Here is a 24,059-nt window from a genome sequence, read left to right as displayed (position 1 = left end):
AAGCCGTTTTGGTGCACCCTACCGTTCAATTCAGGGCGTAGGGTGGGGCCCTGCCCCACCAAAATAGCTTGGTTACCTCAGAAAATTCTCGTTCTACGTAACAAATCCCCTTAAGTAAGTGCCATTCCACTCTGACCCTTTTATTTCGGAAGGGAAGAGATATATTTTTAACAAAGTGGTGGAAAGGGAGTTGAGGAACAATCAGTTATGCGCTATCACCCAGAGGGTCATTGCTCTCACAAGGCATGCTCATCGAAAATGTTGCACCACCCTGATCATTATTTCGGGCAGACACTTTGCCGTGGTGCTTCTCAGCCACAACCTTTACGAAACTAAGACCCAGACCAACCCCTCTCGTATCGGATAAGGCGTGGTATGAGGATTGAGTGAAGGGCAGAAAAACCTCATTCAGCTGATCCTCAGGTATGCCTGCACCCTGATCTGCAATATCACACACTACCTGAGCGGCTTCTCTATAGACACTCAAGGTTATCTGACTCTCCCGGGGGGAGAATTTGACTGCATTTTCCAGCAGGTTGAATAGTGCCCGTTCGAGCAGCCCTGGATCGCCATGCATCCAAATCTCATCTTCATCAAACTGACTCTTCAGAACGACACTACTCGCCTTAGCTTTGGTATAGATCTCATCCAGGGCGTTATAGGCAATAGTGACGAAGTCAGCTTCAATAAATGATTGATCCTCTACCGCCTCCGCTCTCGCCAGACGAAGAAAGTCGTCTGCCAGCTTTAACGAACGTCGCGCCAAGGGCTCTATCGCCTCAGCCAAGTCATCTGCACTACCCTTACGTTTAATTTGCGACTGGGTCAAAGAGAGCAGTGAGGTGATAGGCGAACGAATGTCATGGGATAAGAAGTTAAGCATCTTTGCCCTGGTGCGTTCCGATTGCTTCAGGGTGCCAATATAGGAGAGATTAATGATCATGCCATGCGTTTCAGCTTCAACCCCGACCAGAGATTTCAACTGAACGAAGAGTTCTGTATCAGGACGACGAACAGCTTCAAAACGCACAGGCTCATTAGCCAGCATTACCTTTGTAAAAATAGCGTCCCAGGTCTCGCCACCCTGTACATCAAGAACACTTAGCAGTTGGTAGGCATCCTCCCCCAATAGCTCCTTGTCATCGCTGTGACCTAAATAGAATGCACTCCTTGGATTAGACATCACCACCTGACCGTGGCTATTGATGACCATCAACCCATCATCCATCTGACTAACAGCATTTCGGATCAGATTACGAAACCGTTGAATGCGTACTGTAGCCTCCCGCATCTGTTGCATTCGCAACTCGACACGCTCCAATACACTGCCCTGACTGGCCAGGGGCTTCTCAGAAAATTGATAGGCAAAGTCGCTTACCAATCGTAGAGCGCGCCCCTCAGGCACAGCATTCCGGGGCCAGGACAAACCAAGCTGCCAAAACGTATCCGGACGCTGTACCAGGGTCCAAATCTCTGCACCGGCTCTCTGCCAATGGCCTTCAGCAAGTGAATCAAGGGGGGAACCCAGGGTTTCGCCATCACCCATCAGTTGACGACCGCTGCGGGAATCATAGACCGCCCACCCCTGAAGCGGCATCAAACGGGAGAGAAACTGCATTGCTGAAGCTATATCACCAGGAGGCAGGTGAACGGGTAACAGACTCTGTTCCCGTTGCATGCGCTCTAGTTGTTCATTCAAATAGCGCACAGCCTGGTCGAGACGCCGCCAACTCCATAGCGGATAACTCAAGGTCAAACCCAGCAGCGCCGCAGAGGGAGGAAACCAGATTTCCAAGCCGCGCAACATAATCCAATTTACCAGGATAAACCCCATAACCAACGCCACAGAAACCAAAGGGGCGGCTCGGGTTGGAAAATAGGGATAGAAGAGAAACGGTAAGACAACCACCAGGGTGCTGAGCAAAAGATGCGTGAGGTAACTTACCTGAGTGATTGTCTCACCACTGCGTAAGCTATCCAGGATATTTGCATTTATCTCCACCCCGGGCATGGGTACGCCATATCCAGACAGCGGCGTTGGCAACGCATCACCAATCCCAGTTGCAGTCACACCCACCAAAACGATTCGATCACGAAACAGATCAGGCAGGTAGTCGCCTTCCAACACTTGACTGTAAGAGTACCTGTTGTAATACCCTGCTGGACCGGAGAAGGGGATTAAACGATAAGTATGCCGACTGATCACATGTACATTGGGCGCATGCTCAGTCAGTTGTTTACTCTCTACATCGTACTTGTCTGGATCGAGCCAATTCAACACACTCAACATCAATTGAGGCCAGTAGGCCTGACCCAAGCCCTCAAACAGAAAGACACCACGAGCAATACCGTCAGTATCCAGCTCTATATGAACATGCCCCAAACCTGCAGCCACATTGGAGAGTGCAGGCAACGGCATGGACTCTATCAACATCCCCCCCTGGCGATGCTGTTCCAGTATCACCGGCATGAATACACGCTCACTCGCCGCAACAGATTGAATCAGTCGAATGTCTGCCTCTGGATCCAGTCTATCCTCTTCAGCCATGAGGATATCGAACACGATCGCTTTTGCCCCCGCTTGAGTTAATTCATCAACCAACTCCGCGTGTACCCGTCTGGACCAGGGCCATCGCCCCAAAGCCTTGAGGCTTTTTTCATCTATCGCGACAATCACGATATCATCAGAAGCAGGAACTGACTTACCCCCCATCTGCAGGTCGTACAGAAGATGATCCCAGCGCAACAACCAACCACTGGCTGCAAAAAATGCAGTAAACAATAGCAAAATCAAGGCACTTCTAACCGACTCTGAAAAGCCGCCACGACCTCTTTTAACTGCTGTTGTTTGCCTGGGATTCGACATGGTTCCGTTTTAATATGGACTTTCTAATAGTGACTGAAACAAGAGGATAAAGGAGAGACTCTCTGCAGAAAGTCTGTTTTCATAGGCTCAATACCAACCGGGAATCTCGAGGAGGTAGCTATTGGATAGAAGACCCCCATCCCTATCTTCTATCAGAGCCTCAACAGCGACATAGTAGCGTCCCGGACCAGGAGAACTGGTGCTGAACCCTTGATCGAAGGAGAGCCGTTCGAAGAGAATATCATTGAGTGCCTGGTCGCGAGCCAGTATGAACCGATATGCCCAGGCTGCTTCAGTTGCCGTCCACTCGAAGGCTACTCCTTGCTGAAAAAACCTGGGTTTTTTCATCGTTGGCGCTTTTGATATGGGGGCTGCAACCGGCGGGCTCTGGTGAACCGGTTGAACATCGAAATGAAAGTCTATTTCACCCTCCATACCCTCCAATCCCAGAGCATCGATACCTCGCAAGGAAAATGAGTAATCCCCTGTTGTCATAAGCGGCAGTTCAACCTGATTAGAGTGAGTAACGCCTACTGACAGGATGACTTGATCACGATCTTTTAACTGATATCGATAGTCGACTGCTTCAGCTAATTGAGGCCACTCGAGCAGCAGTGCATGATCATGCTTTTCCATACTCAAATGTTTCATATCTGGTTCCGGCAGGAGTTTTCGGGGTTCAGATGGCGCTTCTCCTGACTTAACAAGAGTACCCTCCCCCTGTTTCACAAACACTGATTCCCCTTGAGCTGAAACCTCGACTTCACCGTCAGTGACTTCACTACGTGTCAGATCATCGTCCGTATCAGCTGAAATTCGAAAATCAGTTCCCCTCACAACGGTAACTGCTGAGGGAGTATGTATCTCATATCGGGACTCTGGACGTTTAAATGGCGTCACTCGGTTTTCCACCCGCCCACGCTGTAATCGTATGCGGGTATCCAGCATGCCTATGCCTTCATAAGATGAGAGCGCATCAAAAAGAACCTCGCTGGACTCTCCTACGAGTAGCACTGACTTATCAGCAAACAACAACGAGACTGCAGACCTGGCCCCGGTAATGATTCGATCACCCGCTTTGAGAATAGCCCCAGCCACGACCACTTCCGAGAGACTGGAGGCGCGACGTGTAACAGTCGCTTCACCAAACACATAATTGACTTCAACACCGGCCAGCTGATCCTTCATCCAATCGATGGGAACCCGGATTTCTGTTCCCACCGGGATCTCTCGATCCTTCTCGATACCATTAAAAACCTGCAACTGCTCCGGGGTGAATTCCGGTTTGAGAAAACGCTCCTTTACCAGAGTCAGGTTTTCCCCTTCATGTAGCCGATAGATCCAATCCTCTGACCAGGCCTGGTTGGAATATAGGGCACACAGGAGAGAGAGTACCCCAGCGACTCTGACAATTGACCACAACTTGGACAGAGTAGTGTTGATACAACTGGGGAAATTGTTTTTAAAAGTATGGTTTTCAGGCATCAGCCGATTTCATCCACATAACGCTGCTTTAATTCAAATCCTGACTAAAGCGCCCAAAGCAAAAAAATTCAAGGTACGACTAACAACCGAATCGAAACAACCTCATTCAGTGTTCAATTCAAATCCGTGAAATCTTCCTGTAACCCTTCAGAAAGAATCAAGTGTGGTGAATTGGCTAATTCACTCTTCGCCTTCAAGCTGCTCAAGACGATACCCCTGATGATAAACCGCTTTCAAGCGCCATCCATTTTCTGGGCTCAAACCCAATTTTCTACGCAAACGGCTTATATGAGTATCAACTGTTCGGGTCATCAATCCAGGCCCAAATCCCCATATACTCTCCAAAAGATGATCTCTCGACAGCAGTCGACCGATATTGCTAAACAGCATCCAGGCCAGTTGAAACTCCTTTTCTGTCATTTCAACAGGAACATCTTTCAAGGTAAGGGTTTTATTCTCTTTATTCAGAGTAAAATCAGAGATCCGAATCAAATCTCTTCGACCGCTATGACGTCTGACCAACGCTTTGATGCGGGCCAGCATAACTTCTCGATTAACCGGTTTTGCCAGATAGTCATCAGCACCCTTGTCGAGGGCTTCAATAATATCCTGCTCCCCATCTCGATGGGTAATAAAAAAGACAGGTAGATCCCACTCTCGATCCTCCCTCAACCAGGAGAGCACCTCAACACCACTTTTTCCAGGTAACTCCCAATCCATTATCAACAAATCGTATGTCTCATGGCGAAGCTCGTGCATAAATGCCTCAGCATTATCGAACACTCGACAGACGTATCCCTCTGCCTCAAGCCACTCCTTCATTACACCCGATTGTACTTTGTCGTCTTCCAAATAGGCTATACGCATGGGCTGCTCCCATCCATGCAACACGCCTGCGCGCGGAATTGGCGTATTGCGAAACGACTACTATAGGCGCAGGGTAACGCCATTATGTTGCTATTTTTTATATCTACAGCCCCATATGAGTCATTTAAACCCTGAATCCAAATTAACCCCTCTGTCATATTATTCGCTATTCCTTCACAATGAAACCACTAGGGGCTGTTAACACTAATTAAACCGGCAGTGTCAGCAGAAGAGTAACTCCTATCCTGATCCATATGCATCCATATGAGATCCCAAGTCGCAACGGTCAGTCATCAGTATCTGATATACCTACCGGCTGCCGGATCACCACACTGACGCTCCTGTAAAAGCTGCAATCCCGAGCCAATTGGCAAACCACCAACCAGCCCGGAAAAGCTGCAAATCTCAAGTGAGATCGATTTAATCCTTTCAATCCGAGCTTACTAGTTCAATCCCAACTCAACCCTACGATTCTGAGCCCGGCCTTCAGATGTCTTGTTATCTGCTACAGGCGAAGCTTCACCCATCCCTTTGGTTGAAATCATCCCCTGATCCACACCTTGGGCAATCAGCGCATCAGCAACAGCCTTCGCTCGCTTTTCAGATAACACCTGGTTATAACTTGCAGCACCACTGGAATCGGTATAACCGACAACCTCTATAGCTTTGATATCACTTCGGGATTTCAGAGATGCGGCGACTCGTTCGATAACACCACTGTAATCACTGCCAATCCGGTCACTATTCAATTCAAACTGGATATTCTGCAACACAATTTTTACTGCACAACCGTCAGGTGTGACAGTTGCACCATTAGGGGTATTCGGACACTTATCCTGACTGTCAGCAACGCCATCCCCATCGCTATCCAACTCACAACCCGCGGCGTCGACCTTGATCCCTGAGGGGGTACCAGGACATTTATCATCTACGTCAACAACACCATCGCCATCACTATCAAGGGGACACCCCTTGGCATCGACCTTTACACCGGCCGCTGTACCGGGACAATTATCAAGGCTGTCGACAACACCATCACCATCTGCATCACCCTCTTTAACTGCCATCTCAACTTCAGGTTCACCAAAGCAGCCGCTCTCCTGGTTCGCCTTGTCACGAAAAGATGTTGTCCAGCATTCACCTGAACCTGTGCGCCAAACCGAGCCTGCCGCATCGTAAGCCAATCCCTTTTCAGCACTAACCTGACCACTGAAAAGAACCGGCAATATGGCCAAGGCCAGGGTGCACTTAATTTGCTTCTTCATATAAATATACCTCAGTTGCTTTCATCTAAGACCACCCAGATATCAGGCAGCACTCTGTTGAATCATGTGAATGTCTCTTTGCGGATAAGGGAAACTGATCCCCTGTTGATCGAATTGAGTCTTGATTGCCTCGAGCAGGGCAGCTCTGGTTGTCCAATAGTCACCAGACTTAACCCAGGGTCTTACAGCAAAATCAACGCTGCTCTCACCCAACTCCAGCAGCATGATGGTAGGCGCAGGATCTTTAAGCACGGTTTCATCCGCTTTCAAGATCTGCTCGATTAAATCCCTTGCTTTCTTGATATCGTCGTCATAACCAATACCGATGACCAAATCGATCCGACGGGTTTCACGAGCTGAGTAGTTGATGATCGTGCCACTGTAGATCTGTGCATTGGGCATGGTGATTTCACGGTTATCACCTGTCTTGAGCACACTATGAAAAATACGAATATCCTCGACCACACCGGATACACCACCAGCTTCTATGAAATCACCGAGCTTGAAGGGGCGGAAGATAATCAGCATCACCCCAGCAGCAAAACTGGCCAGTGAATCTTTCAGAGCCAAACCAACAGCCAAGCCGGCAGCACCAAGAATGGCCAATGCAGAAGTCGTGTTGACACCCAGCTGTTCTAATGCGGCAAGCACCACAACTGCCAGCAAGGCAGTATTGACAATATTTCCCAAAAAGCTGACGAGCATCGGGTCGACATCGCTTTTGGTCATGATTTTACGCATCGTATTTGTCAATGCCTTCGCTATCCAGCGACCGATAATAAATACCAGTAGTGCCATGACAAATTTTGTGCCCCAAGGAATAACATATGTATTCATCAGAGTGTCAATTGATATATCCACGTTTTCTCTCCCAAACAGTTTTTCGTTGTTAGTTAAAAATCGATCACAGGCGGATTATTGATCGCCAATCCTGCCAATCCAGCAACATCTATTTACCAGATAATCGCTTTTGATTTCCCACTTAATAGACGGGTTATAAACAGATCCTTCCTCATTTGAACTATACCTTGTGAATAAAGCCCCTTCCCTCTAGTAAGCAACAACAGTATGGTTCCGCAGCTTAGGTAAGATACCCCTAGGAATAAAGCGACTACCTGTGAAGAATTGTAAACTTACTTATTCTGGGCTTGTGAGCCGCTCGCTAAATTCGGTAACCCTCAACCGCACCACAAGCGCCATTAGCAAGGCATGGGAGCAAGATTAGCCGTTTCTAATTTAAGCGAGCAAACAGCACCAATGGGGCTTGTGGTACGGCCCAAAGGGAGCCCCGCTACTGGGCCAATGCTGCGTTGCACTGCTTAGAAAGGACATGCCATTCCCGGAGAAGTGCACCTTGCCTTGGCCCACTAACGGGGCTCTGAGTGTTACCAAGCGGCCTACTAGATTGTCCGCTAAAGGCTTCAGAATCAAAAAAAAAGGTTCAAACAGTCGATTTGATTCCTGCTCAAAAAATCGTGCAGCATATCAACAGACCATCCGTTACAAAGTTTTTTTACAAAAAATCGCGTATTTCCCGCACAATTATTGCAATAAACACCATTTCCAAGAAAATTAAGCTACGCTTTTTTTCAAATACTTATTAAGGTTGACCAATGTCAGTGTTATTAGAATTCAGTATCTTTCCACTGGACCAGGGGGAGAGCGTAAGCAGGGAAGTTAGTCAGGTAATCGACATGATCAGGAAGAGCGGCATCAACTATCAACTGACTGCGATGGGAACACTGATCGAAACCGACAGGGTGAACCAGGCCTTGGAGGTTGTGGAAAAAGCCACCGAATTACTCAATGGTGCGGGCTGCAATCGTATCTATACCGCGATAAAAATGGATATCCGTGTTGGACAAAACAATCGCCTGGAGTCAAAGAGACAATCGATCGAGGCGCATATTGGTGAGATAAAAACATAGCAAGCCGCTATATACTCAGGCAGACCTGAGAATAGAGACAGACCTTCCACTGAGACTATGAGAACAATATGAACAACGAAACCTCATCAGAAGACCTGCTGCAGAGTATTCACAGACTTTGGAGTGAAAGTTTTAGTGGTATTTTATCCACCCACTCCACAAAATTCCCCGGCTACCCATTCGGCTCTCTACTGCCGATCTGCCGTGATCCAAAGGGTAATCCTTTGCTCTTAATCTCTCATTTGGCTCAACACACCAGAAACCTCGATGCTAATCCCCTATGTTCGCTAACGCTCAGTGAAACAGGGGAAGGTGATGTTCAGCAATTGACCCGATTGACCTGTCTGGCCAAAGCTGAACCCATCAATTCAACATCAGCTTCAGAACGCTATTTTCGCTACTACCCCTCTGCTCGACGTTACCAGAAGGAGTTAAACTTCAACTTCTACCGACTCACCATTCAACAATACTATTTCATCGGTGGTTTCGGATCGGCACGCTGGTTCGATGCTAGTCGTATACAGCCACTCGCACCCTATTCGACATCCGAAGAATCCGAAGCACTGTTTCAGCTGAACGCTCATGACCACCAACTGCTCAATCGTTATCTGCAGAGGCAGGGGATTAAACCTACATCGTCACCCCTGGAAGCAATTGGCGCAGACCCACTAGGGTTGGATTTTCGCGAGGGAGAGCACCTGCGTCGCATTCATATGACTCAACCCTGCGAAAATATAGCCGAGTTTATTCAGAGAATAGAGGCAGATTAATCTAATCCCTTACAAAATTAAGGGTAGATAACCAGACCCCGTTGCCCTTAAACTCCTCACCAAGCAATAACCAACCATTTCACTTGGTAATAGGAGCAGTACAAATGAGCACACAAATCCCAGAACGCGATGGAGATGGCTATCTCACTGATATGAATGAATGGAGCCCAGAAATAGCACATGCGATGGCCGTTGAGGATGAGTACGAAATCACTGATGAGAAGTGGCAGCAGATTCTGAAAGCGCGTGAGTACTACAATGAATTCAACGTAGTACCTCCGATTCGCAAGTTCTCCAAATATCTTGGCGAGGACAAGAAGGCGATGTTTGAGCTGTGGCTTACCGGCCCAATGAAACCAATCACAAAATATGGCGGCCTCCCAAAGCCAACAGGCTGCGTATAGCCCGGCCGGGAGATTATTGATGACCATTGGTGATACCATTAATTGATACGGCCTATCAGCCCCTGACGCAAGCTATCAGTGGTCATTGCGTAATCTTGGTTTAAGCACTTTACTGGATCAGCGAACCCCTTGCGGGGTACACTTGTGCGGTTTTAGCCTGTGGAGTAGCAGTATGACCGCACCGGCCATTCTCAGTCAGTTGAGTGGTTTATACGAGATGCAACAGCATCTTCTCGAATCCAGAAGTGATCAGGAGTGCGCAACCCAGCACCACCCCACACTAGCCTCATTGAACTGGTATTTTGGCAATGGTGTCTATCTGGAGCTCTATTGGCTGCGGTCAGTACTCTGCGCTGATGATAGCCTCAGCAGCCGAGTCAAACACCTCTTTACGCCAGGCACAATCAGCCTTAAGGAGCAGTGTGAGAATCTTCCCCCTACCGATCACTTGATCAACTGGGGTGCAGAGATAAGGGATGAGCACCTGCGCCTGCTGGCCACACCTGGAAGCATTCCAGATCACCCGTTGATGAAAGATGACCGCCTTGCCTGGTATCTGCTTCAGGAGCAGGCGAAACTCTATGAGTGCATGTTGCTTGTTATCAACCAACTTAACTGTCGGCAGACAACTCCCGGCTATCTCTGCATGCAACCATTACAGCCAGCACCCCCAAGCTGGGAGACTAAAGAACTTTCACAAGGACACTATCGCATCGGTTCGAGGGATGACCCCCGCGCCTATGATAATGAGTTACCACCACAAGCAGTTGAATTAAGCGGTTACCGAACCGCCCTGACACCAGTATCCAACGCCCAATTTCTTAGTTTCATGCAGGCGAATGGATATCAGAACAAAACATACTGGAGCGAAGCGGGCTGGGAGTGGCAGTTACAACATCAAGCAGACCACCCGGAATACTGGCAACAGGATCCCCTGGGTAACTGGTATGAGGTCGCATTAAATGGCCCATCTCACCTTCCCCCTGATGAACCGGTTACCGGCATCAATCTCTATGAAGCAGAAGCCTTTGCCAGTTGGGCTTCCCAGCAACAGGATCAATTCTCCGGGGCAATTTTACAGCACGAATATCAGTGGGAGATGGCTGCCCGCAGTGGCGTGTTAACCCACTCTGGTCGCGGCTGGGAGTGGTGCAGCAATAGACTCCATCCTTACCCCGAATTTCAGCCTTTTCCAGATGAATCAACGTCCAAAGAGCTGCTTAGTAGTAACAATCATGTATTAAAGGGTGGTAGCGTCCATACCCAAAAGGTTCTGAGGCGCGCCAGCTATCGGCATTGGGCTTTACCCTCCGAGCGCCACCACTACACATCTGCAAGGCTAGTCTTCCCACCACTTCATAAATGGAATTAAGGAAGTGAATTCATCAATTTAGAGACAAATCGACCACTTGCGAATGAAACTATTAAAGATTTAGCCGAACCTGCCAACTAACCGGTTAGAACGAGCCGATTTCGACCAGGATCTGTTGTAAGTATGGGCATAAATTCAATCACTGGAACAGCACTGCAGGGTATCCATAAAGGACTACAGGGTATGAGGCGTGTCGCCTCTGAAATTGCCAGCACAAATCAGACACAACAGACTAAACCCAAAGATCTATCCCGCTCCATGGTTGAGATGCAGCAGCATGCCAACCAGATCAAAGCCCAGGTTAAAACCATTAAAGCTGCGGACGAGGTTCTGGGAACGCTGATCGACGAGAAAGTTTAACCCCACAAAACAATCTCAGCTGAAAGCCTGACTCCCGCTTTGTCTACCAACTGACGCTAGTGTACCTCGTCATACTAGCGCTCAAACAGCATCGAGAGATCGACCGCTCGAACATCCTTGGTCAATGCGCCAACTGAGATGTCATCGACACCGGTTTCGGCAATTTCCCTGATCGACTCTAACTGAATCCCTCCGGACGCTTCCAGAGTGGCACGTCCTCCAGCCATCTTCACCGCATCACGTAGTTGTTGAAGTGTAAAATTATCCAACAGCACCCGTTGAGCGCCACCCTGTAACGCTTGCTCCAACTCATCAAGGGATTCCACCTCTATCTCGATAGTGACACCCTCTGGCACCAGCTCTCTGGATTTGGATAGCGCAGCAGCAATCGATCCAGCCACCCGGATATGATTCTCTTTGATCAATACTGCATCATAGAGACCCACCCGGTGATTATGGCAACCACCGCACTGTACCGCATATTTTTGCTGTAGACGAAGCCCAGGTATTGTCTTTCGAGTATCCATGATCCTGACACTCATACCCTGAACTGCGTCAGCGTAGCGCCTGACAGTAGTTGCAGTACCAGACAGGGTCTGCAGATAGTTTAAAGCACAACGCTCTCCACTCAACAGTGCCCGGGTATTCCCGTTTAATCGGCAAAGCACCTGATCTGTGGATACAGCATCACCATCAGCCACCATCCAATCCATTTCAATTGCCGGATCGAGTTGTCGATAGACCTCTTCGACCCAGGGAATACCACAGATCACCGCAGACTCCCGGGAGATAATTTGCGCTTGGATGACCGCAGCAGGATCCAATAAGGCAGCGGTAAGGTCACCACTACCAAGATCCTCAGCCAATGCCTGACTGACTTGACCGCTGATAAGATATCGACTGGATAGTAAATTCATCAGGAGACAGCTAGCAGTTCCACGTCAAATACCAGAGTTGCATTTGGTGGAATTACACCACCAGCACCTTGCGCGCCATAACCCAACTGAGGCGGGATTGTCAGTCTGCGTTTACCACCGACCTTCATACCCGCTACACCTTCATCCCATCCACGGATCACCATCCCTTTTCCGAGGGCAAAATTAAAGGGCTGATCTCTATCAACCGATGAATCAAACTTATCACCATCCAGTAACCAACCGGTGTAGTGTACAGTGACCTGTTGACCAGACTCTGCTGTCTCGCCATCACCCTCGTGAAGCTCTTCTATTTTCAAGCCTGAATCGGTAATCTTTTCGCTCATCACACTCTCTCAATTAAAAAGAATTCCGGAAAACCCATTATCTTCCGGGAAGAGAGCAGTTTAGCGGTGAAATTCTGCGAGTCAACGACAGGGATAAAAAGGAAGAACCTGGCCCACATCGTAGCGTCGCTGACGAACTCTCAGAGAGACCAATATAGGCTTAAGGGCACCTCTATGTAACTGCTTATGCCCTAGGCTGATGCAGATGAGGCATCGGTGTTCTTTAATGCACTGAGCATGGCATCAAGCGCACGATCCATGATCGGTGTAGTGGAGACTTCGACAGTTCTGGCTTTGCCTTCACGAAGCTGCTGGGCAAGCCCGGCAGAGGTCAGTTCCTTAGCCTTCATACCTTTGCGATTGACAAAGATATATGTGTCAGTCACTTTACTCTTCCAGGATAACTTGACCCGGACTTTAGTGCTTCCGTCGGCCATCTCCAACCAGCTGCCTGGTTCAAGGTCTTTGGCTAGTTGAGAGTATTCATCATTATCTGAAATGGCCTCATCTGCCAATTCACGAAGTTGACTGGTGTCATCCGCAGTCAACTGACTGTCTGGAAAATGGATCTCATACTGGTTGACTGGTTGAGTTCCGGGGGTGCTCACCTGACCACCATCACCACCGCGTAGCACTTGTATGTGACAATTTTGCAGCTCTTTGAAGAGGCGGGCCATTTTATGTTGATCGAAAGAGATGCTGTTTAAACGCTCTCTAACCTTGCGTAACAACTCGGGTATTCCCCGCAACAGTTGTTGGCGTTCAGCGTATTCGGATTTAGGTTGTACACTCCAGAGCAGGCGATCGACGATCTCCAGGGCCCCCTCCCAATCCTGACTCTGATCCCCCTCTCGCAGGTAGATCAGCAGTAACGCATCCTTCCACCCATCTTCCAGAATTGACATCACTGCCTGGGGCACAATCTTCTGCTTTTGCAAGCGTTTGTTGAGCTCTTCCGAAACAATCTGCTTAGCTGACTTCAGCTGCTCTTTGCCTCGGGTAATCTGATTGGTACGTTTTTCAGCGATCTCAGCGCCACGTTGCTCTTTCTCCCACCAGCCGGTGAACTCCTCATCCAGTTCGGCAAACAGTTGAGGATCATCATGAAACTCATTGAGTATCCGCTTGATGGTGGATTCAATCTTGCTGTAAAGGGTATCGTTTACCCGATCCCCTGTGTCATTCCAACCGACAGCCGCCTTAGCAAGAGAGTTCAGCAAACGACGAGCTGGATGAATCTTCTCACTGAAGAAAGACTTATCGATGATTGCCACCTTAAGCATTGGGATCTGCAATCGACTGATCAGTGCTTTCATGGCATCAGGAAGGCTGTAGTCATCGAGAATAAACTCAAACAACATGGAGATGACATCAATGGTATCGTTGTCCGCATCACCCAGTGAGCGGGTCAACTGCCCATCTTTTGCAATTTGCAGGTCACTGACCAAACGAGCCCTCATCTCTTCAGGATTCAGTGTCTGACTGATCCTGCGCCCTTGGGGTAACATCACCACATTTGACTGTTGAATTGCTGAAAGCACGCCCAGCAACTCCCCAGTATCCACCACCGGGACATTTCCGTTAGGTGTTGAGAGCATCAGACTAGAGGTCAGCATGCTACTGCCAGTCGTGGTGCGGCGAGTGCCCAGAAGCTGTTGCAGAGTAGCGAAAACCTCTGCCTGCACATCCCCAGCGGTAGCCATCTGACTCTCAGGATTTTGACTTGAGGTTGACGGCGCGTAAGAGGAGTCACTTGCCAGATAGCTCTCTCCACCCTCTCCTCGCACACTGGGCGCAACAGGATTGCGACGAACTTTGGGTGTCAACTTAGGAATTACGCCGGCGCGACCAAGTAGCAGGTTGACCTCATCATAGAGGCCACCGATATAGTGCATCACATGACGATCGAATAATTTATAAACAACCAATCTGACCGGTAACTCGACCGGCACGTTGACCATAGCTGATTGAAAGGCGTTGCAGATTACTCCAGGCTCTAATGGAGAACGCTGTGCCACATGCTCATCCACCCGTCCACCACCAATCACATAGGCAAACCTCTGGCTCATGGCAAATAGCTCTTTGGCATAGCGGCTCTCAGACTTACTCACCATATTGGTAATCGCCAAAGAGTCCTCAAGCTCATCATTTTCCACCAGGGACATCTCGGAATCCCGGCTCAACTCATCCAGGGTTGGCTGGTTGACTTGGATATCTCCAGTCTCCCAGTAACGATCATAAATTCGCAGAAGCTCCTGAGTGAAGTTGCGGTCGATCCCTGCTCGCTGCTTACGCAGCTCACGCATGGAATCAAAATAGATGTTCTGTAGGGCATTATTTTCTGACTTGTTCGCCATTTCGTATAGAGAATCATCGAGATTCTCGAACAAGTCGCTCATTAATTTGGGAATAGTCTTAACAATCAGATTGCGACATTCAGACACAATCCTACGTCCGCCACTATCAAGCGTCATGTTTTTCTGACGAGGCACAGCCGAGCCGAAAGTAATAATGTTATCTTGCCTTTGCATCTATAAGTCACTTGAAGAATCCTGCCTATACCCAAGCAGATGCGAACAAGTCCCTTTAGCCTGCATCTGATGAAAGGCTATGCTAGCAAAGGAACAGCGTCTGCGAATAGCCTCACAAAAGAACCATACACGGATAGTGGCCATTCAGCATCCTCAATGGATACACTATTCAAAAACTAGCACCAAGTGCCTGTTCAATCAACAGTTTCTGTCATTACATTAGGGTAGCACGTGTAATATATCGAGCTCGAAAAGCTACGTAAAAAAGCAACTTTCGGGAAATTAAATCCACCTCTATTGTAGCAGAGAGACCATTGAATTGAGAATTCAGGAGTTTAAGGAACCTCTGAGCATCTCATCGGCTGAACAGATTGACCATCAAAATGGAGCGACTCAAGGCGAAAATCACACCTAATAGCCCAGCTGTTGCGAAGATCCACAGCCCAGAAGCGGCGCAGTTTGGCGACAAGAGTCGCGCAGAGGGCATAAGCAGTTAGAGGTGTCCTTAAGACATTTCTTAAGTTAAGAGAAATGAAATAGAAGCGCACTCAAATCTAATGTATTGTTCTAAGGGGCTAAAGGGATAGCCCCAAGAAAAAACCAGCCGATTCGATTTGATCGAAAAAAATAACCGGCCCGATAAATAATTATGAATACAATCCGGCGCCTATTCTCATCACTCCTCAGTAGTTTTCGCGATCTGCTGCCGATCGTTATTGTCATCACTTTTTTTCAACTGGTGGTTCTGCAACAACCCATCCCCAACCTCAGTTCGATACTGGTCGGCACTCTGTTGGTACTCATTGGCCTTAGCCTGTTTATCGAAGGTTTGAATCTGGGTCTATTTCCTATCGGTGAATCCATGGCTTGGAACTTTGCCCGAAAAGGCAGTCTCTCCTGGCTACTCTTGTTCGCCTTTTCCCTCGGTTTCGGTACAACCGTCGCAGAGCCCGCATTAATCAAAATTGCTGAGGAAGCAGCAAAAATTGCAGCGACAGGTGGGATGATAAAAGACTCACCGGAAGCCATGCATGATTACAGTCAGGGACTCAGATATACCGTAGCGCTCTCTGTGGGCTTTGCCATCGTTCTCGGCGTTGTCAGAATAGTTAAAGGCTGGCCCGTCCAATATCTGATCATTGGTGGTTATCTCGGAGTTGTCATCATGACAGCTTTTGCGCCCAAAGAGATAATAGGTATTGCCTACGACTCAGGCGGCGTCACGACATCAACAGTCACCGTGCCCCTGGTAACCGCCCTCGGTGTCGGTCTCGCCTCGAGTATCAAAGGGCGAAATCCGATGACAGATGGTTTTGGGCTTATCGCCTTTGCATCTTTGACACCGATGATTTTCGTTATGTTTTACGGGATCATATTATGATTGAGGGTATCTGGCATTTTCTCTCCATACTGGGCGGAACAGTGCTCGATATTTTGCCAATTGCAGCCATTCTGGTCGGCTTTCAGGTCTTCGTCCTGCGCCGCCCTCTGAAAAACGCCAGAGAGATTGCAATTGGTTTTCTGATGGTGCTTTTCGGACTGGCACTGTTCCTGGAAGGTCTCGATCTTGCCCTCTTCCCACTTGGCGAACTAATGGCCAGCCAGCTCACCTCTCCGCAGTTGCTAAACATACCCACCGAGGGACAAAGCGTTGAATGGCATCACTATTTTTGGGTCTATCTATTTGCTGCAAGTATTGGTTTCTCAACTACTATTGCAGAACCCTCATTGATCGCTGTCGCCATCAAGGCAAATCAGGTCTCAGCTGGCGCTATCAGTCAGGGGGGGTTACGCATAGCGGTGGCAATCGGTGTCGCGCTGGGTATAACCCTGGGTAGTTATCGAATCATCACCGGCACACCACTACATTGGTACATTATTGCCGGCTATGTGGTTGTCATGCTCCAGACCACAGTCGCGCCACGCTCTATTATTGCCCTGGCCTATGACTCAGGCGGTGTAACCACATCCACCGTAACGGTCCCTCTGGTGGCCGCACTAGGCATTGGCCTGTCTAGCAATATCCCAGGGAGGAACCCTTTGCTGGATGGATTTGGTCTGATCGCCTTTGCAAGTCTATTTCCCATTATGTCAGTTATGGCTTACGCCCAGCTCAGTGAATGGCGCAGTCGTAAACATCAAAATTGAGTGATTAATTCGAGGTATCCACATGCACTTCAAACTCATCATCGCTCTGGTAGAGGACAGTACCACTGAAAAGGTACTTGAAGCAGCCCGGGCAGCCGGAGCGACAGGCTCAACAGTCATCAATCATGCTCGTGGAGAAGGGATAGAACAGTCTAAAACCTTCCTCGGACTTACCCTGGACACACAGCGCGATGTTGTTCTGTTATTGGTAGAAGAACACCTTAGCCGGACGATATTGGAAAAGATTTCCGAAGCGGGTGAATTTGACGACCAACCGGGAAACGGCATTGCATTCCAGATAGACATCGAAGATGCAGTTGGTGTCAGTCACCAGATCGCGTCTCTTTCACAAGTGATCGAGGAGGAGTTATGAACGATAACAAACTAGTCCGCGTCCGTGACGTAATGAAAAGCAACTTTGACATGGTTGATGGAATGGATACTGTCCAGAAGGCTCTGGATAAGATGACCCATGTCGAAACCAAGTCTCTGATTGTTAAAAAACGCCATGAACATGATGAGTTCGGCTTGGTTACCCTGTCCGACATCGCCCGTCAGGTGCTTGCCAAAGACAGGGCTCCTGAGCGGGTCAACATATACGAAATCATGAGTAAACCGGCATTTACCGTCTCACCGCAGATGGATATACGATATTGCGCAAGAATGTTTGCTCGCTTTGAACTGAACAGGGCACCTGTAGTGGAGCAAGGCGAGGTAATAGGCGTTGTCAGTTACACTGACATGGTGCTAAAAGGCTTCCCCTCATCAGATCAGCCTTGAAGCAGTTGCAAAACGGCCTACTCAAGAGTGCCGTCTACAGAAGCTCGGTCAACCAGGATGAGCGCCCTCCTGGTACGGAGATAGACCTGTTGGTAATTCACAGTATCAGTCTTCCTCCGGGAGAGTTCGGAGGATCATGGATTGATAACCTGTTCATGAACTGTCTTGACGCTAACGCTCACCCATTCTTTAATGAAATCAAAGACCTGAAAGTCTCCAGCCACCTTCTGATACGACGTGATGGCTCGCTTGTCCAATATGTTCCATTTCACAACCGGGCTTGGCATGCTGGTGAATCAAGCTTTTGTGGACAGCAGCGTTGCAACGATTTCTCAATTGGCATTGAACTGGAGGGCTGCGACGATACACCCTTTACAGAAGAGCAGTACCTGAGTCTTGCTGTAGCCACAAATCAGATTATGAACAGCTACCCATCAATTACCAAACAGCGCATCACAGGACACGCTGACATAGCACCAGGAAGGAAAACTGACCCTGGCCCCCTGTTTGACTGGGAGTATTACTTCAGTCTATTGCATTCTTGAGACAAAGGGCGGATATTCCATCATCACTTTAATTTTCAACTGACGATCAGCATGTTCCGCATCTGAATGGATAGGGGTAGTGCATAGGATGCTAATCAGGAATCACTGTAAACAGATCGCAAATTCTATAAAAACCCCACTCACAACTTGAAACTTTCTTCACTTTCGCCGAAACTCTCGCGATGACATTGACGATCATACTTATCTGCCTGATAGCAGAGCGTTTTTTACTAGAGCATATCCACCTGCGAAATCATCGCTGGTTCTCCAGATATTGCCAGTGGCAGCTACTGCAAAATCTACCCGACTGGTTGCAACAAGGCCTTTTCGGACTGATCTTACTCCTTTTGCCCCCCCTTCTGGGTATTGCCGTTCTTCAACAACTCTTCGCAGATAGTCTGTTAGGAATTCCTGCAGTCATCTTCTCCATTGGCGTTCTCCTCTACACCCTGGGACCAGAGGATTTAGACCAACAGATCAACCAATATGTCTCTGCTGCTGAAGATGATGATACCGATGCACGAGATGTCGCACGGGTGATTATCGAAGATGAACCACCAACCAGTGAACCTGCCTGTTCTCAAGCTGTGGCTGAAGCCGCATTACAACAGGCCAATCGACGCACAAGCGCTGTACTTTTCTGGTTTGTAATCCTTGGCCCTCTAGGTGCTATGTTCTACCGCCTGGCTACTTGGCTACCCAGCTCAGATCAGGCTGCGCAGGATATCGATTTCAAATTAAACGCCAAACAGTTGTTGACCATCTTAGATTGGGTACCAGCGAGAATCACATCATTCTGTTACGCCATCGCTGGTAGTTTCGAGGATGCCCTGTATGGCTGGAGAAGCTATCAGGAGAGCCGTCATAGCGAATTCAGTGACAGTAATACCGGTACCTTGATCTGTACAGGTAGTGGAGCAATGCGCTTGACCACACTACTCGACGAAGCCTATGCCGGGGCACATCTCTATTCATACCTGCCCAAGGCCGCGATGGCATTGATTTGGAGAAGTCTGATTGTGTTTCTCGTAATTTTGACTTTTCTCACCATTACAGGTCTGATCTAGGGCCGATCCGAGTCGTATTAACAGGCCCTGGTTATTTTTTGCTTAATCTCCCCTTATGAGTCAAAAAACCATAATCGATCTGATGCGTCATGGTGAGCCTGTTGGAGGTAGACGTTACAGGGGGCAAATCGACGACCCGCTTAGCGAGAAAGGGTGGCAGGAGATGCGACATGCAACATCTAAGGAGTCTCCCTGGGAAGTTGCTATAAGCTCGCCACTAAAGCGATGTAGTGAATTTGCTCTAGAGTTGAGTAACCAACTGAAAATCGATCTCATCCATGATGATCGCTTGAAAGAAGTTGGATTTGGAGCGTGGGAAGGCCACTCTGGAGATGAACTACGCGCAACTGACCCAAATATTCTTAACCGTTTTTACCACGATCCCATCACCAACCGACCAACAGGCGCAGAGTCTCTGGATAGCTTCAGTAACAGAGTTCAGCAAGCCTTTATCGAGGCGACCTCAGAACATGCGGGAAAGCATATCCTTATGGTTACCCATGCCGGGGTTATTAGAAGCATCCTGACCCACTTACTGAACGCACCTTTGGCATCCATGTACCGCTTGTCTATTGGCACCGCCACTATCTCCAGAATAGAAATCGATCAAGAGCGGCCGCCAACCATAATATTTGTCTGTAAAACAACACCTTGATACATATGTAAAAAATTTGTACCCCTGGAGATATTTGACGCCCAACGCCTAAAATATCTGCACCAAAAAAATTAGCGCCAGAGGGATTAATGTGACGCCGATCACACTTCGCTTAAGTTTAACTTAAGCTAAATCAGTTATAAGTCACAGAAGAAGCTAAGTTTATGGCTTAGCCTTTATACCTAACGACCAATAAATAACCATACCGACATAGAATCGGTAGTTATTAATATAGAGGATGATTGATATGTCTTGGCTACTAATTGCTGCGCTCTCAGTTGTTGTTATAACTGTATTATCCACAAAAAGTGTTGATCTACCGGACCTATAGTCACTAGTTCAACATAAAAAGATTTCTCTCATCAGATATCTTATCTCGATGAGTGCTGTCGCACGTATTCATACATAACGATCGATGCCGCAACAGCAACATTGAGGCTCTCAACCTGGCCATACTGAGGTATGGAGAGGCAATCGATATCCGGGTACTCCTCCTGCTGAAAGCTATGCCCCCACTCTTCGTGACCTAAAACAAAGGCACTCTTCCTGCTCAGGGCTACATCAGTGGACAACCGTCCGCAGCCGCCTTGCAACATTACAATGTCATAGTCCCGGGCAACAAGATCCTGATAGCTCTCCTCAAAACTATTAAAAAATTTAGCGGGCACCTTCTTGAATGCACCTTTTCCAGGCGATGGATCGAAAGGACCAATATCAATAAGATGAACTTCTGAAGCCCCAAAGGCTTCTGCACTTCTAAAAATTTTGGCCACATTGAACCCTGCTTTCATGTGATCAAGAACCAGAATAAACTCATTTACACCAGGTTTAGCTAAAAGATTACGCTGTCGCTGTTTTTGGTAACGCAGGAGGGCTTGATCCCTGGCCTCTCGCTTCTCTCTTTTGTTCTTTCTTTGCCTCAACATGTTATTTATCAATGCCAAATTAGTTGAATGTATTGGATATTATTAGCACTAGTGCACCTCGTCATAGATTCTGTACCATTCAGCGAGTCTGGAAGGGGTTAGCCGCGCCCCGGAGGGAGCCGCCCCAATACGCCAGCTCTGCATTGTTGCTCTTGTAAAGGGCCTGCCATTCCCTGCGAGCCACGCCTTGATCTGACGTATTGGGGCGGGGCTCTGAATGTTACAGAATCTATGACGGGGTACACTAGCAGGCCTATACCAGTTGAATTTGAACAGTTCTGCAGCCAACCATTCTCCACTATCATCCACATCACCATTGAGACCTAAAAAAACTAAAAACCCTATGAACAACATCGATCAATACTCTCCTTACAGCGTAATATATAGCTTATTCATACAGTGACAGGAATTACCATGCAAACCAATAGCGTTACCCGTGTTTTAATCTGGAGTCACTGGCTAAGGGTGTCGCACTGGCTTATCGCATTCCCGACCCTTGGCTTGATGGCTACTGGATTTCTGCTCAACAACCAGCTCCTCTCATCCACAGACCTCCACGAAATCCACTACATACTCAGCGCAATACTACTACCCGGCCTTCTGATCAGACTCTTCCTTCTCTTTTTTGGAAAGGGTGCTGAGCACATCAGTGACTGTGAGCCGAATCTCCACCGCATATCTCAAGCATTACAGGTTGTTAAGTTCTACTTAACCCTTGGTAAATCACCCCTGCCAAAATGGTTTAGCCATAATCCACTATGGGGCCCAATCTATTTGGTCTTTTTCTTTGTACTGACTTTGAGCGTGATAAGTGGCTTTGTGCTACTCAACGAAATGCCATCTATTTTTGGAATGAGCATGACTGACCTTCACCATATTACCTACCAGATCATCGCCTGGTATTCACTTCTCCATGTGATTGCGGTTTTCACCCATGATCTTGGTAGTTCAAATGCAGACATATCAGGCATGATCAATGGACATCGCATATTTGAGATCAAGGAAGCAGAAAAGCAAACAGCCCAAGCTATTGATCTGGATGACTTAATGAAAACACTTAAAAAGTAGTGCTATTAATTCCCCCATATGCTTTATTTTTTTACGGCAAACCTGCACGATCGCCACTTTTGTGGCAGTTGACCGCTGGTATTGACGTCTTTCCGGAAAGGCTGATTTTTTACACAAATCGATGTAGCGGTAATGAGTTTACCCAATGGGTGAGCAAAAACTTCATCAATTGAAGTGGCGTATCATTTACTTACGTCAGATATCAGCGGTCAACTGATTTTTTGAGGTTGAATAGATAACGAACATAAAAAAACCCATACATTGCTGTATGGGTTCTTTATGCTCTTAAACCCTGCTGGTTTATTCTTCAGTATCCGCCTCAGCTTCCTCTACTGGCTCTTCAACCGCTGGACGGTCGACCAGTTCAACATAAGCCATAGGCGCCTTATCACCAGCACGATAGCCACATTTCAGAATCCGCACATAGCCACCAGGACGAGCCTGATATCTTGGGCCTAACTCTGCAAAGAGCTTACCGACAGCTGATTTATCACGTAGACGAGAGAAAGCCAGACGCCGTTTAGCGACGTTATCTGTCTTTGACATGGTAATGAGCGGTTCAGCAACTTTACGCAGTTCTTTAGCCTTGGGTACAGTCGTCTTGATCAATTCATGATTGATCAAAGAGACCGCCATGTTTCTAAACATGGCATTCCTATGGCTGCTGTTCCGATTAAGCTGCCGTCCTGATTTGCGATGGCGCATGGGTCGACTTCCCCAAATTCAAAAATAGTTTAAAAGGTGAAAGAAACGGGCTTAATGAGCCAGTTGCTCTTCGATATTTTCTGGTGGCCAATGTTCCAGGCGCATGCCCAGTGACAAACCACGACGTGCAAGCACGTCTTTAATCTCAGTAAGTGATTTCTTACCCAGATTTGGCGTTTTAAGCAGTTCCACCTCGGTTCTTTGAATCAAATCACCGATAAGGAAAATGTTTTCAGCCTTTAAGCAGTTGGCTGAACGAACAGTCAACTCAAGATCATCAACCGGACGCAACAGTATTGGATCGATTGCTGGCTCTTCTGGTTCTGCAACCGACTCAGCAGCCTCAGCTTCCAGGTCGACAAATACAGAGAGCTGGTCACGTAAAATACTGGCTGAACGTCTGATTGCCTCTTCTGGATCAATGGTTCCATTGGTTTCCAATTCGATGACCAGACGATCTAAACCTGTGTTCTGCTCTACACGAGCAGCCTCAACGCTATAGGCTACTTCGCGGATGGGACTAAACGATGCATCAACCTGCAACATACCGATTGGACGTTCGTCGCCGGCGGAACCCTGACGGGCTGCTGCAGGGTGATAACCCCGCCCACGGTGTACATTCAGAGTCATGTTTATTTCGCCTGACTTAGTCAGAGTCGCAATAACATGATCAGGATTAGCAACTTCCACATCATGATCTACAGCGATATCACTTGCAAAGACCTGTCCTGGACCCTTTTTCTGCAACTTCAAAGTCGCTTCATCACGGGTGTGCATAACCAAAGCAACCTGCTTTAGATTAAGCAAAATATCCAGTACATCTTCTTGCACACCTTCAATCGTGGTGTACTCATGTAATACCTCTGCGATCTCAACTTCAGTTATCGCACTACCAGGCATTGACGAAAGAAGGATGCGCCGAAGTGCATTGCCCAGAGTGTGTCCAAAACCTCTTTCGAGAGGCTCAAGAGTTACCTTGGCTCGTGTTGCTGTTATCGGCTGTACATTGACGATGCGAGGCTTTAGAAATTCCGTAACGCTTTCGGTCATATATTT

General features: G+C 47.9%; 24 protein-coding genes. 13 read left to right on the top strand and 11 right to left on the bottom strand.

Annotated elements, in window-relative coordinates; translation table 11 throughout:
* Window positions 1–205 precede the first annotated feature (205 nt).
* From AC4IFB_RS16810 to AC4IFB_RS16790, 5 genes are all read right to left on the bottom strand, one after another.
* Window positions 206–2,866, bottom strand: coding sequence for a CHASE2 domain-containing protein (locus AC4IFB_RS16810; protein ID WP_490780765.1), 2,661 nt, complete (start codon window positions 2,864–2,866; stop codon window positions 206–208).
* 87 nt (window positions 2,867–2,953) lie between these two features.
* Complete coding sequence (locus AC4IFB_RS16805; RefSeq protein WP_490776182.1) at window positions 2,954–4,351, bottom strand: FecR family protein; 1,398 nt, start codon at window positions 4,349–4,351, stop codon at window positions 2,954–2,956.
* 180 nt (window positions 4,352–4,531) lie between these two features.
* On the bottom strand, window positions 4,532–5,218 hold the full coding sequence (locus AC4IFB_RS16800; RefSeq protein WP_490776181.1) for a response regulator transcription factor: 687 nt from the start codon (window positions 5,216–5,218) through the stop codon (window positions 4,532–4,534).
* 443 nt (window positions 5,219–5,661) lie between these two features.
* On the bottom strand, window positions 5,662–6,483 hold the full coding sequence (locus tag AC4IFB_RS16795) for an OmpA family protein (RefSeq protein WP_490780764.1): 822 nt from the start codon (window positions 6,481–6,483) through the stop codon (window positions 5,662–5,664).
* A 42-nt stretch (window positions 6,484–6,525) separates the two neighbouring features.
* The gene (locus AC4IFB_RS16790) at window positions 6,526–7,344 is read right to left on the bottom strand and encodes a mechanosensitive ion channel family protein (RefSeq protein WP_490776179.1); all 819 of its coding nucleotides are present in this window, start codon (window positions 7,342–7,344) and stop codon (window positions 6,526–6,528) included.
* Window positions 7,345–8,096: 752 nt separating this feature from the next.
* On the opposite strand from AC4IFB_RS16790, the gene AC4IFB_RS16785 reads away from it, so the two are divergent.
* From AC4IFB_RS16785 to AC4IFB_RS16765, 5 genes are all read left to right on the top strand, one after another.
* A complete protein-coding gene (locus tag AC4IFB_RS16785) occupies window positions 8,097–8,411 on the top strand; it encodes an MTH1187 family thiamine-binding protein (protein WP_490776178.1) in 315 nt (104 codons plus the stop codon).
* 68 nt (window positions 8,412–8,479) lie between these two features.
* Window positions 8,480–9,181 carry a HugZ family pyridoxamine 5'-phosphate oxidase gene (locus AC4IFB_RS16780; protein ID WP_490780763.1) on the top strand — a complete coding sequence of 234 codons (702 nt, stop codon included), beginning with the start codon at window positions 8,480–8,482 and terminating at the stop codon, window positions 9,179–9,181.
* A 104-nt stretch (window positions 9,182–9,285) separates the two neighbouring features.
* Complete coding sequence (locus AC4IFB_RS16775) at window positions 9,286–9,585, top strand: TusE/DsrC/DsvC family sulfur relay protein (protein WP_490776176.1); 300 nt, start codon at window positions 9,286–9,288, stop codon at window positions 9,583–9,585.
* 172 nt (window positions 9,586–9,757) lie between these two features.
* Window positions 9,758–10,957 carry an SUMF1/EgtB/PvdO family nonheme iron enzyme gene (locus tag AC4IFB_RS16770; RefSeq protein ID WP_490780762.1) on the top strand — a complete coding sequence of 400 codons (1,200 nt, stop codon included), beginning with the start codon at window positions 9,758–9,760 and terminating at the stop codon, window positions 10,955–10,957.
* Window positions 10,958–11,080: 123 nt separating this feature from the next.
* Window positions 11,081–11,317 (top strand): hypothetical protein, encoded by a 237-nt coding sequence (locus AC4IFB_RS16765; RefSeq protein WP_490776174.1) that lies wholly within the window; start codon window positions 11,081–11,083, stop codon window positions 11,315–11,317.
* Window positions 11,318–11,391: 74 nt separating this feature from the next.
* Here AC4IFB_RS16765 and nadC read toward each other — a convergent pair whose 3' ends face one another.
* From nadC to AC4IFB_RS16750, 3 genes are all read right to left on the bottom strand, one after another.
* The gene (nadC, locus tag AC4IFB_RS16760; RefSeq protein ID WP_490776173.1) at window positions 11,392–12,234 is read right to left on the bottom strand and encodes a carboxylating nicotinate-nucleotide diphosphorylase; all 843 of its coding nucleotides are present in this window, start codon (window positions 12,232–12,234) and stop codon (window positions 11,392–11,394) included.
* A complete protein-coding gene (locus AC4IFB_RS16755) occupies window positions 12,234–12,578 on the bottom strand; it encodes an FKBP-type peptidyl-prolyl cis-trans isomerase (protein ID WP_490776172.1) in 345 nt (114 codons plus the stop codon). The genes nadC and AC4IFB_RS16755 overlap by 1 nt, the downstream gene beginning before the upstream one ends.
* Before the next feature lie 191 nt (window positions 12,579–12,769).
* Window positions 12,770–15,109 carry a DUF1631 domain-containing protein gene (locus AC4IFB_RS16750; RefSeq protein WP_490776171.1) on the bottom strand — a complete coding sequence of 780 codons (2,340 nt, stop codon included), beginning with the start codon at window positions 15,107–15,109 and terminating at the stop codon, window positions 12,770–12,772.
* 649 nt (window positions 15,110–15,758) lie between these two features.
* Between AC4IFB_RS16750 and AC4IFB_RS16745 the strand changes: the two genes are divergently transcribed.
* The 7 genes from AC4IFB_RS16745 to AC4IFB_RS16715 all read left to right on the top strand — a co-directional run bounded on the left by AC4IFB_RS16745 (window position 15,759) and on the right by AC4IFB_RS16715 (window position 20,304).
* Complete coding sequence (locus tag AC4IFB_RS16745) at window positions 15,759–16,490, top strand: DUF1538 family protein (protein ID WP_490776170.1); 732 nt, start codon at window positions 15,759–15,761, stop codon at window positions 16,488–16,490.
* Window positions 16,487–17,257: a DUF1538 domain-containing protein gene (locus tag AC4IFB_RS16740; RefSeq protein WP_490780761.1), complete on the top strand. Its 771-nt coding sequence runs from the start codon at window positions 16,487–16,489 to the stop codon at window positions 17,255–17,257. Before AC4IFB_RS16745 ends, AC4IFB_RS16740 begins: the two co-directional genes overlap by 4 nt.
* Window positions 17,258–17,279: 22 nt before the next feature.
* Window positions 17,280–17,630 carry a P-II family nitrogen regulator gene (locus AC4IFB_RS16735; RefSeq protein WP_490776168.1) on the top strand — a complete coding sequence of 117 codons (351 nt, stop codon included), beginning with the start codon at window positions 17,280–17,282 and terminating at the stop codon, window positions 17,628–17,630.
* Window positions 17,627–18,037 carry a CBS domain-containing protein gene (locus AC4IFB_RS16730; RefSeq protein ID WP_490776167.1) on the top strand — a complete coding sequence of 137 codons (411 nt, stop codon included), beginning with the start codon at window positions 17,627–17,629 and terminating at the stop codon, window positions 18,035–18,037. The genes AC4IFB_RS16735 and AC4IFB_RS16730 overlap by 4 nt, the downstream gene beginning before the upstream one ends.
* Complete coding sequence (gene ampD, locus AC4IFB_RS16725; RefSeq protein ID WP_490776166.1) at window positions 18,034–18,582, top strand: 1,6-anhydro-N-acetylmuramyl-L-alanine amidase AmpD; 549 nt, start codon at window positions 18,034–18,036, stop codon at window positions 18,580–18,582. Before AC4IFB_RS16730 ends, ampD begins: the two co-directional genes overlap by 4 nt.
* 182 nt (window positions 18,583–18,764) lie before the next feature.
* Window positions 18,765–19,649, top strand: coding sequence for a regulatory signaling modulator protein AmpE (gene ampE / locus AC4IFB_RS16720; RefSeq protein ID WP_490776165.1), 885 nt, complete (start codon window positions 18,765–18,767; stop codon window positions 19,647–19,649).
* A 55-nt stretch (window positions 19,650–19,704) separates the two neighbouring features.
* Entirely contained in the window at window positions 19,705–20,304 is a 600-nt protein-coding gene (locus AC4IFB_RS16715; protein WP_490776164.1) for a histidine phosphatase family protein, read from the top strand.
* Between the two features lie 371 nt (window positions 20,305–20,675).
* Here the strand turns inward: AC4IFB_RS16715 and AC4IFB_RS16710 are convergent, their stop codons facing one another.
* Window positions 20,676–21,230 (bottom strand): TrmH family RNA methyltransferase, encoded by a 555-nt coding sequence (locus AC4IFB_RS16710; protein ID WP_490776163.1) that lies wholly within the window; start codon window positions 21,228–21,230, stop codon window positions 20,676–20,678.
* Window positions 21,231–21,644: 414 nt separating this feature from the next.
* Between AC4IFB_RS16710 and AC4IFB_RS16705 the strand changes: the two genes are divergently transcribed.
* Window positions 21,645–22,298, top strand: coding sequence for a cytochrome b/b6 domain-containing protein (locus AC4IFB_RS16705; RefSeq protein ID WP_490780760.1), 654 nt, complete (start codon window positions 21,645–21,647; stop codon window positions 22,296–22,298).
* Between the two features lie 300 nt (window positions 22,299–22,598).
* Here AC4IFB_RS16705 and rplQ read toward each other — a convergent pair whose 3' ends face one another.
* On the bottom strand, window positions 22,599–23,003 hold the full coding sequence (gene rplQ / locus AC4IFB_RS16700) for a 50S ribosomal protein L17 (protein WP_490776161.1): 405 nt from the start codon (window positions 23,001–23,003) through the stop codon (window positions 22,599–22,601).
* A 51-nt stretch (window positions 23,004–23,054) separates the two neighbouring features.
* Window positions 23,055–24,053, bottom strand: a complete 999-nt coding sequence (locus AC4IFB_RS16695; RefSeq protein WP_490776160.1) for a DNA-directed RNA polymerase subunit alpha — start codon at window positions 24,051–24,053, stop codon at window positions 23,055–23,057.
* Window positions 24,054–24,059: the final 6 nt, after the last annotated feature.

The sequence above is a fragment of the Candidatus Thiodiazotropha sp. AKIB8 genome (assembly GCF_058244675.1).
This window is presented reverse-complemented; position numbering and strand designations above follow the sequence as displayed.